We start from the raw sequence: 13,673 nt of genomic DNA, 5'->3' as shown, positions 1-13,673 counted from the left end.
TTATAGTTTTAACTCCATTTATCTACTATTTTTGGCAACTCTTCTTTTAGTTTTAGGTATGTTCGTGGTTTTTCTACATAATCATCGCATCCATATGCTTTTGCCTTTTGCTTATCATCTTCTCTATCCGAAGAACTTAACATTACGACAGGTATGTGCTGGTATCTACTATCTTTTTTTAAATCGTGTAATAAATCCAATCCATTCCCTCTAATAAGTTTTATATCCAATAAGATTAAGTTTGGAAGATTTTCCTCTTGGTATTTAGACGCTAGATAGTCTAAGGCTTCATCAGAACTAGGAGTAAAATGTACTTTATGGTCAGGAGTATTTTTTTCAAAAACTCTCTTCATAAGCATGACATCGTTTGGATTATCTTCTACCGAAAGTATGTGATGTTGTTTATTCATCATGAGATTCTAAATTAAAGTAAAACGTAGTTCCTTCATTGAGTTTGCTTTCTACCCAAATTCTACCTTTATGTTTATCCACTACTCGTTTAACGATGGCTAAGCCAATACCCGAACCACTATATTCATCATTTACTAATCTATTAAATACACCAAAAATGGTTTTTTGATGTTTCATGTCGAAACCTATTCCATTATCTTTTATGTAATAAATTGTATCTTTTAAGTGGCCAATATTTACCAAAGGCTTTTCCTTCTTAGAGGAATATTTCATGGCATTTTCTAATAAATTTTTGATTAAGAGGGTAGTAATTGTTTTATCACCTTTTAAATCGGGCATCGTATCCTGTATTTCCACCTGAACATTTGGATATATATTTTTGAGATCTACTAACAGTTCTTTGGTAAGTTTTATAAGTGAAAAATATCTATATTCTACAGGCTTTTTCCCAAGACCAGAGTACTCTAGAATATCATCGATTAAAGTATTCATCTTTTCTACAGAATCGATAATCGTTTTTACAGAGTTTTTTCCAAAATCATCCAAACTATCAAAATATTCTTCTTTGATGATGTGTGCAAAACCATCTATACCTCTTAGTGGAGCACGCAAATCATGAGATACACTATAACTAAAGGATTCTAATTCATCATACGCCATTTTTAGGCGAGCATTCAACTCCTTAACCTCATTATATTTTTCAATAATAATATCAGAGATACTTTTGTTAAGACTTTTCACTGCCGCTATTTCGTTATCGGTCCAAGGTTCTGAGATTCCTTCTTGTTCTATAGACCATTTTTCAAAAGATTTTCTAGGCGACAAGCGAACGTCTTCATCAATAGAAACAGCTTTATCTGGATTACCAGCCCAATCTACATTCTGAATAACTTCTGGCTTAAACCAAATGAGCGCATCTTTTTTAGCTTTAGATATAAATTGACATAGTACTCCAGAGGCTATATTTTTATACGCTTTAGCTGTTTCGAACGCTCTACTAATTGAATTAGTTTGATAAAAATTTTCAGTTGTTTGTTCACTAATAAAGTTGATAAGATCTCTTATTTGCTCAATTTCAGGACAAGTACCAATTAACGTAATATCATTATCGATACAAATAGCAGCTCCAGTAGAGTGCGTAAGATCATTAAGAGTAATATCAAATCTGGATAATCCTAATACGATGTCTTTTTCTCTGGTAATTTGATCTATTAAGACACTTCGCGTAATAGAACTCTTTTGTATTTGGTCTAAAACGTTGTTTTTAGCGTCTAATTGAAGACTCGTGGAGAAAATTTGTGCTAAGAATTTACAACTAAGACGCTGGTAAAAATTGATAAACTTCGGGCTGTAATGATGACAAGCAATAAGTCCCCAAAGAGTGTCATTAAATACAATGGCAGCTGTTAGAGTAGCACCAACTTTCATGTTTTGGAGATACTCAATATGTATGGGAGATACTGCTCTTAGTTCTGATTTGGATAAATCTAAAGGAGGCAGCTCAGTATTTTTCTCATTTGTGATAATTGGAGTAGGAACTGAATTTACGTCATCAACAATCCGTACCCCTTGCTTTAGAAATAATTTACGTGCCTGTTGCGGTATATCTGTTGATGGATAATGCAATCCTAACCAACTTTCCAAATGTTCTTCTTTGCTTTCGGCAATAATGCTTCCATTCCAATCCGCATCAAACTGATAGATCATAATACGATCATATCCAAGGTATTGTTTGATCAATCTAGCAGCTGAGTTACATTTTTCGGAGACATTATTTTCTGTGTTAATTTTTGTCGCTATTTCCGATAACTGAAGTTGATATTCAAAAGGATTTAATTCAATTGAATTTGGCTCTAATTCGATAATGTACTCAGTAGTATTTTTATGAGTAATTAGAGTTATCGGTGCATTATTAATATGGACTTCTTGGTGTACAACATCTTTTGTTTCTAATTTGTTTAGTATAACATGGATATCGATATTGTGAGTTTCGAATAAAGATTCAATGGGTTCATTAAAAAGAACGTCTACACCAATGGAAAATAAATCGACTATATTCTTACTATAACGTAACAATTTCCTTTCTTCGAAACTACAAGTCAGGAGAAACCCTCTTTTTTGTATGTTTCCTATAATATGAATAGGTTCCTTATCACAATTGGTAAGGTCAATTTTTTTAGGATAAAGTTGTGAAGGAGAAAAAGTTGACATTTTTGATAAATTATTTTTAAAAGTATGAATAATCTTGAAATAAAAAAACAAATTATGTTGACGGAAAATTCCCTTATGATTCTGTTTTCCTGCTTTAGAAAATAAATGATTTAATTCTCTATAAACGCTTATCCATCAATAATAGTAAGGTTTATCCGTAAATCTTAAAATGTTAATAAAATTTTAGGATAAAAGTTAGTATCTTAGGGTAAGATCTCTGATCTAAATTACTATACTTACCCCGATTTTTTGAACATTAATTTTTGTCGATTTATTTTCTATGGTAAAATCTGAGAATGAAGGAAATGAGATGAGTACTAATCAATCATTTCCTATTATAGGTATTGGAAGTTCTGCAGGTGGTTTAAAAGCATTGGAAGAATTTTTTGATCATTGTCCGTCCGACACTGGTTTTGCCTTTGTGATTGTACAACATCTATCTCCAGATTACAAGAGTTTGATGCCCGAACTCCTTTCGCGACATACTAAAATGAAGGTGGCGGAAGCTCAGAGAAATGAGAAAGTGAAACCAGATCACGTATATCTTATTCCAGGAAATAAAAATATTATCATTAGAGATGGTTATTTGGTGCTTACAAAAAGACCACCAAACAATCAGATGAATTTTTCGGTAGATATTTTCTTTAAATCATTAGCTGTAGAAAAAAGGGATAAGGCAATTTGTTTTATTTTATCGGGTACAGGCTCGGATGGCACCAAAGGTGCAAAGTCTATTAAAGAGGTAGGAGGAACCTTGTTTGTACAAAGTCCGGAAAGTGCCAGGTTTGATGGAATGCCAAGAAGTGCCATTTCTCAAGGGTTAGCAGATTTTGTGTTATCTCCTGGAGAAATGCCAGCAGAATTGGTGGATTTTGTAGCTCATGATAATTTTAATTTAAATTCAGTCGATGATCATATAGAAGGTGCTCAATCTTTAGAACGAATTCTGAAAATGATCAAAAGTTATGTAGGGTACGACTTTCTCTCGTATAAAAAGCCAACCTTGTTTAGAAGGACAGCAAAACGAATGAGTATTACTAAAAATAAGACAGTTGCAGACTATATTAATTACCTCTACGAATATCCTGAAGAGAAATTTATATTAGCAAAAGAATTTTTAATTGGAGTGACGAAGTTTTTTAGGGATCAAGAGGCATTTGATGAGCTGAAACAAAAGGTGATCCCTAATATTGTTAGAGCAAAACAAAGTAGTGATGAACCAATTAAGGTTTGGGTGGTTGCCTGTTCTACTGGAGAAGAAGCCTATTCTATAGCCATACTATTGGAAGAGTATTTTTATCTAACAAAACAAAAAGGCTCGTATAAAATTTTTGCAACTGATATTAATGAAAAAGCTGTAGATATTGCTTCTAAAGGAGTGTATAAAGAAAGTATCGCTTCGGAGATTCCTCAAGCATTATTAAATAAATATTTCACGGTAACAGAGAACTCCTATCAAATCAACCCTGCAATACGAAGCAATATCATATTCTCTAAGCATGATATATTACAAAATCCTCCTTTTAATAAAATGGATTTGGTGTCTTGTCGTAATATGTTGATTTACATGAATAGCGAAATTCAGCTAAAAGTGTTAACCAGTATTCATTTTGCTTTAAATGAAAAGGGATATCTGTTCATAGGAAATTCTGAAAATATTGGATTACTAGATAAAAACTTTGATGAGGTTAGTTCGAAATGGAAAATATATAGAAACCTAAAACCAGGCAGACTCGTAAGTCAGTACAATAATGATATTTGGAAAATAGGTGTCAATGCTATCGACTCACGTAATGCTGGTAAAAAGGAAAAGGTGTTTGATAAAATGATCAAGTCCATTAATTCTATGTTAATGGAAGATTTAGGTGTGGTTTGTGCCTGCGTTGATGAAGGTTTTGAAATTATACAAGCTTCTGGGAAATTGAAAAAATATATCGAATTTCCAGAGGAAGGATTTACCAATAATTTGATGAAAATGTTGCCGGACGAATTGGCAATCCCTCTAACCACTATGATCAGAAAAATAGGGAAGAGTGATAATAATTCCAACTCTATAGAACGAATCGTAAAAATTTTGCAAGAGGATATCCTAAAAGAAATTAAACTTGTTGTTAAGGAGTTAAGCTTAGGTTCGGTATATAAAAAAAGCTATCTGATCTTATTTTTTGAACAGAAAGGAATAGAATTAAACGATTTAGGAGAAAATGTAGTACCATCGGTTTTTGCTAAAACAGCAGAGGTAGAAGAGTTAAAAGAGGCATTGACAGAAACCAGAGAGAATCTTCAGTCCACCATAGAAGAACTCGAAACTACGAATGAAGAGATGCAGGCAACCAATGAGGAGTTGATGGCGTCGAATGAAGAGTTACAAAGCACCAATGAAGAATTACAATCTTTAAATGAAGAATTACATACTGTAAATGCTGAACTACAAGAAAAGAATACGCAGTTATTGGAATCTAATTCTGATATCGAAAACCTGATTAAAAATGTAAATATCGGAACAGTGTTTCTGGATCGTAATTTTAATATCAGGAAGTTTACGCCAGCGATTCATCAACATTTTCAACTAAGGGTAGAAGATATTGGTAGACCTATCCATCATTTTTCTGGTACATTAGGAGGACAAGATTTAATGGAATTGTCTAAGACAGTTATAAACACGCTGCAATCTTATAAAAGAGAAGTACAAAGTGCCGATGGCACCTGGTTTTCTATGCAGATTTTCCCGTATAGAAATCAAGAACATGTGATTAGAGGAGTGGTGATTAATTTTATAAATATCCATGAAACCAAAACTGCATTAAAGGAAACAGCAAGAGCCAATGAGTTTTTAACACACCTGATAGATACCAATCCAGGGATTATCTATATCTATGACCTAGTAAAAAAGCAAAATATATTCTCAAGCGATAGTATTGCTAAGATTGCCGGATATACTGAAGATGAAATTAGAAAATTGGGTGCGAATCTAGCGGAAAAATTATTTCATCCAGATGATTTAAAAGCGATTGAAAAGCACCATAAAAGGCTAAAGTCACTAAATGATGGTGAGATTTTGGAAGTTGAGTATAGGATAAAACATAAGATTTCTAAGGAACCTATATGGATTTATGCTACTGATAAGGTCAACGAACGTGATGAAAATGGCGATGTAATATCTGTATTAGGATTAGCTCAGAATATTAATAAGGTAAAAAGTTTGCAATCGAAGCTGATGGTCAGTGAATCTAGATTACAGTTAGCGATAAAAGGGAATCGCGCAGCCTTATGGGAATGGAGCGATTTTATAAAAAATAAGGCTTGGTGGTCCAAAGAATTCTACCAGCTATTAGGATATGATGCTAAATCATTAAAACCATCTTTTTCTTCTTTTATTAATATCATTCACCCAGAAGATATTACTAAGTTTAGAAAGAGTCTGGAGGAACAGGTAGAGGAGCAAGAAGGATTAGACGAGGATGTTCGAATTAAAACGAAAAATGATGGATATCGATGGTATAGAGTAAATGCGCGAGCGCAAAAAGAAATTAACGGAGATATACAAAAGATTGTAGGAACTCTTATCGATATACATAGCAAGAAACAGTCCGAAAACAAAATGAAACAGCTTAATGTAGAGCTGGAACGTTTTGCGTATTTAGCAAGTCATGATCTTAAAGAACCGCTTAGAACGGTGACTAGTTTTACAAAATTATTTAAGCAAGAGTATAGTGAGGTTCTGGATGAAAATGGTCACACCTATTTAGATTTTATAGAAAATGCTTCTGGTAGGATGATCACACTTACCAATGATCTGTTACAGTACTCCCAGTTAGATGACAAATCCCTAAGTTTTGAAACAGTAGATTTGAATCAAATCGTAAAAGAAATTGTGCAGGATTTACAAAAAACAATTGATGATAATAAAGCAAAAATTTTGGTAGAAAAACTCCCCGAAATTACGTGTGATGCTATTCAGATTCGGCAATTGTTTCAGAACTTAATTTCGAACAGTCTAAAATATAGAAAACCTGATGTAGCCCCGATCATTCAGATAGGTTCTGAGCTCAAAAGAAGAGATTATCAGTTTTTTGTAAAGGATAACGGAATTGGAATTAAAAAAGAATATCACGAAAAGATATTCGAAGTTTTTAAACGTTTACACAGCCAGGAAGAGTATGAAGGTACTGGCATCGGATTAGCAAATTGCAAAAGGATAGTAGATAATCATAATGGACGAATATGGGTGAAGTCATCTACAGATAAAGGTTCTTCCTTTTATTTTTCCATTGCTAAGTTAACTTTAGATAATAAATATGAAAAAGATGAATTGCATACTGCTGGTAGACGATAGTAAATCCACTAATTTTTATAATAAAAAACTGATAGAAATTAGTGGAGTTGCTAATCAGGTTTTTGAAGCTTATAATGGTTTGGAAGCTCTGGATTATTTAAATAGAACTGGAAAATTCAAGGGTAGTGAAGATGAGTTTCCTCGACCCAACGTTATTTTTTTGGATATCAATATGCCTAAGATGGATGGCTTTGAGTTTTTAGAAGAATATGCTAAATTACCTAAAGAAAATAGAGGAGATATACTATTGGCATTTCTTACAACTTCTAATTGGGAAAAAGATCGAGTAAAAGCTTTCGAGAAAGAAGAATTGGTGCATGATTTTATTGAGAAACCGTTGGAGGAAAGTACATTAAAAAGAGTTTATGATTTTTATATTAATAACCCAGATTTCCATACTGTAGATGCGTAGAAAATTACACTGTTTTTAATAAAAATGATTTATGCATTTTGCTAACAAAATCATCTATAAATAGATTGTCGATTTCAGAAATGTTCCTTGCTATAACGTTAGGATAGTTATTTATTTTTATCTCTTCTTCAATGTCAAGTTCATTCTTTGTCATTAAAACAATATGAATATTGTAGTTGTTATTTTCTACGAAAGCATATCTTTCTAGAAACTCCCAACCATTAATATGGGGCATATCCTTATTAATGAATATATAGATAGGCTTTGAAATAATAGTGTGTAGAGGAGTTAGATAATCACAAGCATCCTCGGTGTTTTCAAAAAACAACCCTTTTGATATATTTTGGGATTTTTCTATATGTTGAGCTAGAAAAAAGTTGGATATTTTATTGTTGTTAATTACGATAAACATCTGTACTACTTTTATTATCAGAAAGATAGTTTTTGTATCCTTTTTTCAAGAAAGGGAAAATATAAGAAACACAAAATACCGATAAAAAACAAATATTACCGATAAAATGCAATTATACCATTATTGCAGATCCGAATTTTGAAAGAAAGCTAAATTATCAATCAGCTTCCAAAGATTATGGTTTTCAATCGCAATTGGAGAATTGTTACGGACCTTTCTGTACAGTAAGTTTTCGATGATTAGATCTTCAAACTTGATTTGCATTAACTGATTGGTTTTTAGATCGCCCATATTCCAATTCGGAAACCTTCTTGCATGAAGTTGATCATCATAAATACACTCTAAAATTTTATGTCGTGTATCTTTTTTTAGACTGTTTAATAAATTATTAACATCCAATTGATTCCCTTCTACATACTGAAAAAAGTGATTTTGTTTGTAGTAGAGAAATCCCGTGACACCGTGATTTTTATTCTCTTCTTGCGCTTTGTAAACTAATTGATGTAAAGAGGTCTCATTAAAAGATTCGTTTTCAATACTTAAATACAGGACACAAGCCAATGGAGCCATAAAAAGATGATGTAATTTGTGGTTTAATGTTATAAAAAGACCGAGTAAAGATCTTTATATAAAGATACTCTTAAACATCATCAAAATCAACTTTTATCGTAGATGATGTTGGATATGCCTGGCATGCCAATACTAATCCTTCTTCTAGTTCAGCATCGGTAAGTATACTGTTTTTACCCATTACCGCTTTACCTTCGGTTATTTTGCATATGCAAGAACTACAAACTCCTCCCTGACACGAATACGGAGCATCGATATCTTCTTCTAAGGCAGCATCTAATATGGTTTTTTTCTGATCCATCACGAAAGAAGATTCTTCATCATCAACCAATATTGTAATTTTAGTTTGACCATCTAAATCAGCTTCGATTTCTGTTGTTTCTGTGCTGCTGGTAAATAATTCGAAATGTATATCTTCTTTGGCAATATTATTCTCAGTTAAAACCTCAGTAACTGTGTTGATCATAGCTTCTGGACCGCAGAGGTAAAAACTTTTAAACGTAGTGTCCTTAAACTTATTTTTAGTGATAAAATTGATCGTAGACTTTTCTATTCTTCCAAAACGAGCACCATCTTCCTGGCTTCTGCTATAAAAGAACTCTACAAACAACCGATCAGGATAGTTGACTTGTAAGGCTAAAAGTTCTTTATGAAAAATAGTTTCCGTTGGATTTTGGTTACCATATACTAATACAAAGCTGCTATTCGGTTCTTCTTCTAGAACACATTTGATCATACTCATGATTGGAGTGATTCCACTTCCTGCTGCAAAAGCTGCATAATGATTTTGAGCAGTTGGATTAGATTCCAATAGAAAAGAACCTTCTGGAGTATGTACATCTAAAGTATCACCAATTTTTAGTTTGTTATTAGCGATCGAAGAAAAAGTACCTCCTTCAATTTCTTTTACTGCTACACGAAGAGATCCACTTTTGGGTGCCGAACATATAGAATAAGCTCTTCTTATCTCATTCCCATCTACAACAGTCTTAATAGTAATATACTGTCCTGCGATAAAATTATAGGCATCGGACAGTGTGCTGGGAATATCAAATTCAATAGAAACAGCTTTAGGAGTTTCGCGAGTAATATCTTTAATAGTTAGTGTGTGAAAATCTGACATAGCAATAAAGTAAATAGTAAGTCGAAAACTTTTTAAGGTTTTTCAGATGAGCATATTAGAATTCTAATTTCTCAATATTAATTTTTGCGCAAAAATACTAAATGCAAAACACCATAGAGTGGTTTTGGGATAAATTTATATACCTAAAAAACTTATGCATAAGAAAATTATGTATATATTTGATGCCTAATAAATAGTGTTATGGGCAATTCTAAATTATATAAAGGTAGTTTAAACACCATTATTTTAAAGCTTTTAGAAGAAAGTGATAAGATGTATGGCTATGAGATTACACAAAAAGTAAAAGAAATTACTAAGGGAGAATTAAACATCACCGAAGGTGCATTATATCCAGCATTACATAAGTTAGAAGCAGAAGGTTTACTAGATGTAGAAATGCAGAAAGTAGATAATCGATTGCGCAAATATTACAAATTAACCGAAAAAGGAACCAAAGAAACGGCGAATCGGTTAACAGAATTAGAAGAGTACATTCGTACGATGCAAACAATTATTAACCCAAAGTGGAGTATAAGCTAAGTATGGGAGGATTAACAAAAAATCAAATTCAGTTTATAGAGAATTATCTTGTACATCATAAAATTAAATATTGGGATGTACAGATAGAGTTATTGGATCATATTGTTTGCGAAGTAGAAAAGAAAATGAAAGAAGGTATTTCTTTTGAATCTGCAATGGAACAAGTACATAAGAGTTTTGGGAATAAAGTGTCTTTTTATGCTTGGGATATAGGAGCGAACAAATCAGGGAAATCTATCTATGAAGATAGTCGAGGTTATAAAAAGTTGCTAATTGAAAAAAGAAAGCATATCACAAAAAAAATAAGAAGAACAACTTTAGAAACGGTAAAAGATGTGCTAAGAAACTATAAGATTGTATTGCCATTCTTACTTTGTACGGGAATACTTTTTTCTTTCTCAGAATACTTTGAAATAAAGTGGATCATGTTGGGTGGAGTGATATTAACTTTAATCCCTTGTATTTATGTTTGGATACAACAATATAAAAGAAGAAAGAATACATCACTTGCCTTGGTTGTTTATTCTTCTTGGGTAGGATTGATGTTATATTTTCCTAATATTTTAACCATAGTAGAACAACTTGATGAAGATTTTGTCAAAACATTACTATATCAACGTATATATCTTGGTTTAACACTTATGGCTGTGTTTTACACTTGGATCAGTCTTGTAGGGTATCGAAAATTCATAAAACAATATGACAAACAATATCAAATGTTAACAGCAGCGTAAGAAAACTGATCGTATTTAGAGAATAAAAACTGACAAACATGGGAAAACTAACATTAGAAGACATACAATTTATAGATACATATTTGTGGAATTCGGATATACATTATGAAGATGTAAGAATTGAAATGGTTGATCACGTCGCTTCAGAAATTGAGCATAGAATGAATGAGGGAGATACCAGAGATTTCTATCACATTTTTAAAGAATATATGGTAGCACATAAGGCATCGTTGGTGAAAGAAGGAAGCAAACCATTTAATTGGAAGATATTTAAAAGTGTCTCTATAAAACTCCTGAAGAATTTAGTGACATGGCAGGTACTTTTAGGTAGTATAGGTTGTTTTTGGATTTTTAATGAGATTTACTCGTATTTTTATATAGATAGTGTTTGGGGTTCTTTATTTCCGACATTTTTATTAGTATTAGTAGCATTTATACCGCTGATAGTATTTGGGAAAAAGAAGTTTTCATTTATTGGAAATTTTGGAGTTTTAATAACGGTATTCTTCTCTTTTAATTATCAATTTATTCCTCATTTAAAAGAACCTTCAACATTCTACTACATTTATCTTGGAGTGCTAACACTATTTTTTGTTGGAAGTTTAAAAACAATGATTTCACTAGTAATTTTTTATAAAAAACGTATGCAATTGGCATAGATAGTAGAAAGGACTAAAAGTAAGTATATGAAATTGGAAGAGTATCATATAAAAGAATTGTATCGTATTATAAAAAAGAATGGAGTCAAATATTACGATGTTCAGACAGAGTTAGTGGATCATTTCGCTATTGCTTTGGAGGAAGAAAACGTTGTTTCTTTTGAGGAAAAAACAAAAGAAATTCTTGAAGGTTTTGATGGTAAAAAAGGATTAAAACAGATTACTTCTGAAAAGAAGAAAGTGTTGCTAAGAAAGTTTTTTCGAATCTATACGAATGGATTAAAAAACTATTTTTCATTTCCGAAAATACTTCTTACCATTTGTATTTTTATTGGATTTGTGGTTACGTTTCAAACTTTTGAGGTGGAACAGAGCACCTATAGCCTGATTGCACAACTACTAAATATCTCTTTAATATTTCAAGGTTCATACAATACTAATAGATATTTAAAAAAGATGTATAATAAAGGTTATAGTTTTTTAACTATCAAAATATTAGAATATCTTCAAATGATTATGGCGGTTCCTACAATAACTTTTTGGGTAATTATTACATTTTTCAATAAATATAATAATGTTCTAGTATTGAGTGGTATACTAAGCTTTTCTGTGATAGCAATATTAGCATACGCCAAGCTTAAGAAACACCTTGTTAATGAGGTGATTTCTGACTATCCAATGGTAAAAGCTTAAGGATTTTTCTTTCAAACTTGTAACAAAATTTACTTTTTGTTTACTAAATAATGTAAGAAGTATTTCCTACTTCTTCTAAAACTAATACAACTATGTTTAAACACTTTATATCCTTACAGTGGAAATCTTTCTGGAGATCTGCTTCTGCTTCATCTGGAGTTTGGATGAAAATCTTTATGGGATTTTGGGCAGTATACTTTATCCTTATGATGATGGGTGGAAGTTTTTTGGTATACAAATATGCCGAAAAGGAATTATGCCAAAATCCTCTTACGGTAGTAAATAAATTTTTGATCTATTGGTGGGCATTTGATCTTATTTTTAGGTATGCATTACAAAAAATGCCAGTAATAAATATTAAACCGCTACTTATTTTGCCGTTTAATAAAAGTAAAATTGTGTCTTTTGGAATGGGCAAGACGATGCTATCTTTTTTTAATATCATTCATGCATTCTTTTTTGTTCCATTTTCCATACTACTAATCTCTAAAGGAGATGCTCCTGTGCTTAATGTACTACTCTGGAATCTAGGGTTAATTGGACTTGTTTACGCCAATAACTTTCTAAATATCTTATTAAATAATAAGGATAATTTGATCTATGGGATAGGAAGCGTTATGGCGATTTTAGGAGGATTGCATTATTTTGGATATTTTGATATCACCGTATATACAGCACCATTTTTCCAAGGATTATCTGATACTTTGTACTTGTTCATATTACCGATAGTTGCAGCAGTCATTCTTTATATAACAGCATTCAAATCTTTTGTAAGTGGTTTATATTTAGATGAAGGTTTGGCTACAAAATCTAAAGATGTAAAGACAGAAAATCTGGATTGGTTAGATCGTTTTGGGAAAACAGCTATATTTCTTAAAAATGACATTAAATTGATCAAAAGGAATAAAAGAGCGCGATCTACCGTAATTGTTAGTGTGCTATTTCTTTTTTACGGGCTATTATTTTTTACAGGTGCCGTAGAAGCATACGATGGTCCAGTATGGAGAATATTTGCAGGAATATTTGTGTCTGGTGGATTTTTATTGAGTTTTGGTCAATTTGTTCCAAGTTGGGATAGTTCTTATTATCCATTGATGATGAGCCAGAATATTAAATATAGAGAATATTTATCCTCCAAATGGTGGCTGATGGTAATGGCAACATTTGTTTCTGTCATTTTGGCTTCGGGTTACCTGTATTTTGGATGGGAAGCCTATTTGGCGGTTATTGTTGGTGGAATTTATAATATGGGATTGAATGCTCATGTAGTATTGTTGGCTGGAGCTTATGTAAAAACACCTATAGATCTTACCAGTAATAAAAAGGCGTTTGGAGATAAGCAATCTTTTAATATGAAAACATTGATGCTTTCATTACCAAAGTTGGCATTACCTGTAGTTCTGTATGCAATAGGTCATTATGCTTATAATCCTTATGCGGGTTATGCATTAGTAGCCGTAGCAGGGATAGCAGGTTTTGCTTTTAGAAATATGGTTTTTGACAAAATCGAAAAAATTTACAAAACAGAAAAATACGCAACCATTTGGGCGTATAAACAAAAAAAATAAGGAA

The 13,673-nt window shown here is 32.0% G+C and carries 12 protein-coding genes; 7 read left to right on the top strand and 5 right to left on the bottom strand.

Features of this window, described 5'->3' with window-relative positions:
* Nucleotides 1-8: 8 nt before the first annotated feature.
* The gene (locus tag Q1A73_RS19505; protein WP_299609019.1) at nucleotides 9-413 is read right to left on the bottom strand and encodes a response regulator; all 405 of its coding nucleotides are present in this window, start codon (nucleotides 411-413) and stop codon (nucleotides 9-11) included.
* Entirely contained in the window at nucleotides 403-2,622 is a 2,220-nt protein-coding gene (locus Q1A73_RS19500; RefSeq protein ID WP_299609016.1) for an ATP-binding protein, read from the bottom strand. Before Q1A73_RS19500 ends, Q1A73_RS19505 begins: the two co-directional genes overlap by 11 nt.
* A gap of 280 nt (nucleotides 2,623-2,902) precedes the next feature.
* Here Q1A73_RS19500 and Q1A73_RS19495 point away from each other — a divergent pair, with 280 nt between their 5' ends.
* Nucleotides 2,903-6,958: a CheR family methyltransferase gene (locus tag Q1A73_RS19495; RefSeq protein WP_299609013.1), complete on the top strand. Its 4,056-nt coding sequence runs from the start codon at nucleotides 2,903-2,905 to the stop codon at nucleotides 6,956-6,958.
* The gene (locus Q1A73_RS19490; protein WP_299609011.1) at nucleotides 6,930-7,370 is read left to right on the top strand and encodes a response regulator; all 441 of its coding nucleotides are present in this window, start codon (nucleotides 6,930-6,932) and stop codon (nucleotides 7,368-7,370) included. The genes Q1A73_RS19495 and Q1A73_RS19490 overlap by 29 nt, the downstream gene beginning before the upstream one ends.
* A gap of 4 nt (nucleotides 7,371-7,374) precedes the next feature.
* On the opposite strand, the gene Q1A73_RS19485 is transcribed toward Q1A73_RS19490, so the two are convergent.
* The 3 genes from Q1A73_RS19485 to Q1A73_RS19475 form a co-directional block, all read right to left on the bottom strand.
* A complete protein-coding gene (locus Q1A73_RS19485; RefSeq protein ID WP_299609009.1) occupies nucleotides 7,375-7,782 on the bottom strand; it encodes a hypothetical protein in 408 nt (135 codons plus the stop codon).
* Nucleotides 7,783-7,902: 120 nt separating this feature from the next.
* Nucleotides 7,903-8,352: a BLUF domain-containing protein gene (locus Q1A73_RS19480; protein ID WP_299609007.1), complete on the bottom strand. Its 450-nt coding sequence runs from the start codon at nucleotides 8,350-8,352 to the stop codon at nucleotides 7,903-7,905.
* A 70-nt stretch (nucleotides 8,353-8,422) separates the two neighbouring features.
* Nucleotides 8,423-9,475 (bottom strand): ferredoxin--NADP reductase, encoded by a 1,053-nt coding sequence (locus tag Q1A73_RS19475; protein ID WP_299609005.1) that lies wholly within the window; start codon nucleotides 9,473-9,475, stop codon nucleotides 8,423-8,425.
* 201 nt (nucleotides 9,476-9,676) lie between these two features.
* On the opposite strand from Q1A73_RS19475, the gene Q1A73_RS19470 reads away from it, so the two are divergent.
* The 5 genes from Q1A73_RS19470 (at nucleotide 9,677) to Q1A73_RS19450 (ending at nucleotide 13,669) form a co-directional block, all read left to right on the top strand.
* Nucleotides 9,677-10,015 (top strand): PadR family transcriptional regulator, encoded by a 339-nt coding sequence (locus tag Q1A73_RS19470; RefSeq protein ID WP_299609002.1) that lies wholly within the window; start codon nucleotides 9,677-9,679, stop codon nucleotides 10,013-10,015.
* Nucleotides 10,000-10,749, top strand: coding sequence for a hypothetical protein (locus Q1A73_RS19465; protein ID WP_299608999.1), 750 nt, complete (start codon nucleotides 10,000-10,002; stop codon nucleotides 10,747-10,749). The genes Q1A73_RS19470 and Q1A73_RS19465 overlap by 16 nt, the downstream gene beginning before the upstream one ends.
* A 38-nt stretch (nucleotides 10,750-10,787) precedes the next feature.
* Nucleotides 10,788-11,408, top strand: a complete 621-nt coding sequence (locus Q1A73_RS19460) for a hypothetical protein (RefSeq protein WP_299608996.1) — start codon at nucleotides 10,788-10,790, stop codon at nucleotides 11,406-11,408.
* 27 nt (nucleotides 11,409-11,435) lie between these two features.
* On the top strand, nucleotides 11,436-12,101 hold the full coding sequence (locus Q1A73_RS19455; protein WP_299608994.1) for a hypothetical protein: 666 nt from the start codon (nucleotides 11,436-11,438) through the stop codon (nucleotides 12,099-12,101).
* 92 nt (nucleotides 12,102-12,193) lie between these two features.
* Nucleotides 12,194-13,669: a DUF5687 family protein gene (locus Q1A73_RS19450; RefSeq protein WP_299608992.1), complete on the top strand. Its 1,476-nt coding sequence runs from the start codon at nucleotides 12,194-12,196 to the stop codon at nucleotides 13,667-13,669.
* The last annotated feature ends 4 nt before the right edge of the window (nucleotides 13,670-13,673 follow it).

Source organism: uncultured Aquimarina sp. (assembly GCF_947492115.1).
Taxonomy (GTDB): Bacteria; Bacteroidota; Bacteroidia; order Flavobacteriales; family Flavobacteriaceae; genus Aquimarina.
This window is presented reverse-complemented; position numbering and strand designations above follow the sequence as displayed.

Excerpts from the sequence above, each read along its gene's own strand:
- Q1A73_RS19505 (WP_299609019.1), bottom strand. The coding sequence starts at position 413 with ATGATGAATAAACAACATCACATACTTTCGGTAGAAGATAATCCAAAC.
- Q1A73_RS19500 (WP_299609016.1), bottom strand. The coding sequence starts at position 2,622 with ATGTCAACTTTTTCTCCTTCACAACTTTATCCTAAAAAAATTGACCTT.
- Q1A73_RS19495 (WP_299609013.1), top strand. The coding sequence starts at position 2,903 with ATGGTAAAATCTGAGAATGAAGGAAATGAGATGAGTACTAATCAATCA.
- Q1A73_RS19490 (WP_299609011.1), top strand. The coding sequence starts at position 6,930 with ATGAATTGCATACTGCTGGTAGACGATAGTAAATCCACTAATTTTTAT.
- Q1A73_RS19485 (WP_299609009.1), bottom strand. The coding sequence starts at position 7,782 with ATGTTTATCGTAATTAACAACAATAAAATATCCAACTTTTTTCTAGCT.
- Q1A73_RS19480 (WP_299609007.1), bottom strand. The coding sequence starts at position 8,352 with ATGGCTCCATTGGCTTGTGTCCTGTATTTAAGTATTGAAAACGAATCT.
- Q1A73_RS19475 (WP_299609005.1), bottom strand. The coding sequence starts at position 9,475 with ATGTCAGATTTTCACACACTAACTATTAAAGATATTACTCGCGAAACT.
- Q1A73_RS19470 (WP_299609002.1), top strand. The coding sequence starts at position 9,677 with ATGGGCAATTCTAAATTATATAAAGGTAGTTTAAACACCATTATTTTA.
- Q1A73_RS19460 (WP_299608996.1), top strand. The coding sequence starts at position 10,788 with ATGGGAAAACTAACATTAGAAGACATACAATTTATAGATACATATTTG.
- Q1A73_RS19455 (WP_299608994.1), top strand. The coding sequence starts at position 11,436 with ATGAAATTGGAAGAGTATCATATAAAAGAATTGTATCGTATTATAAAA.
- Q1A73_RS19450 (WP_299608992.1), top strand. The coding sequence starts at position 12,194 with ATGTTTAAACACTTTATATCCTTACAGTGGAAATCTTTCTGGAGATCT.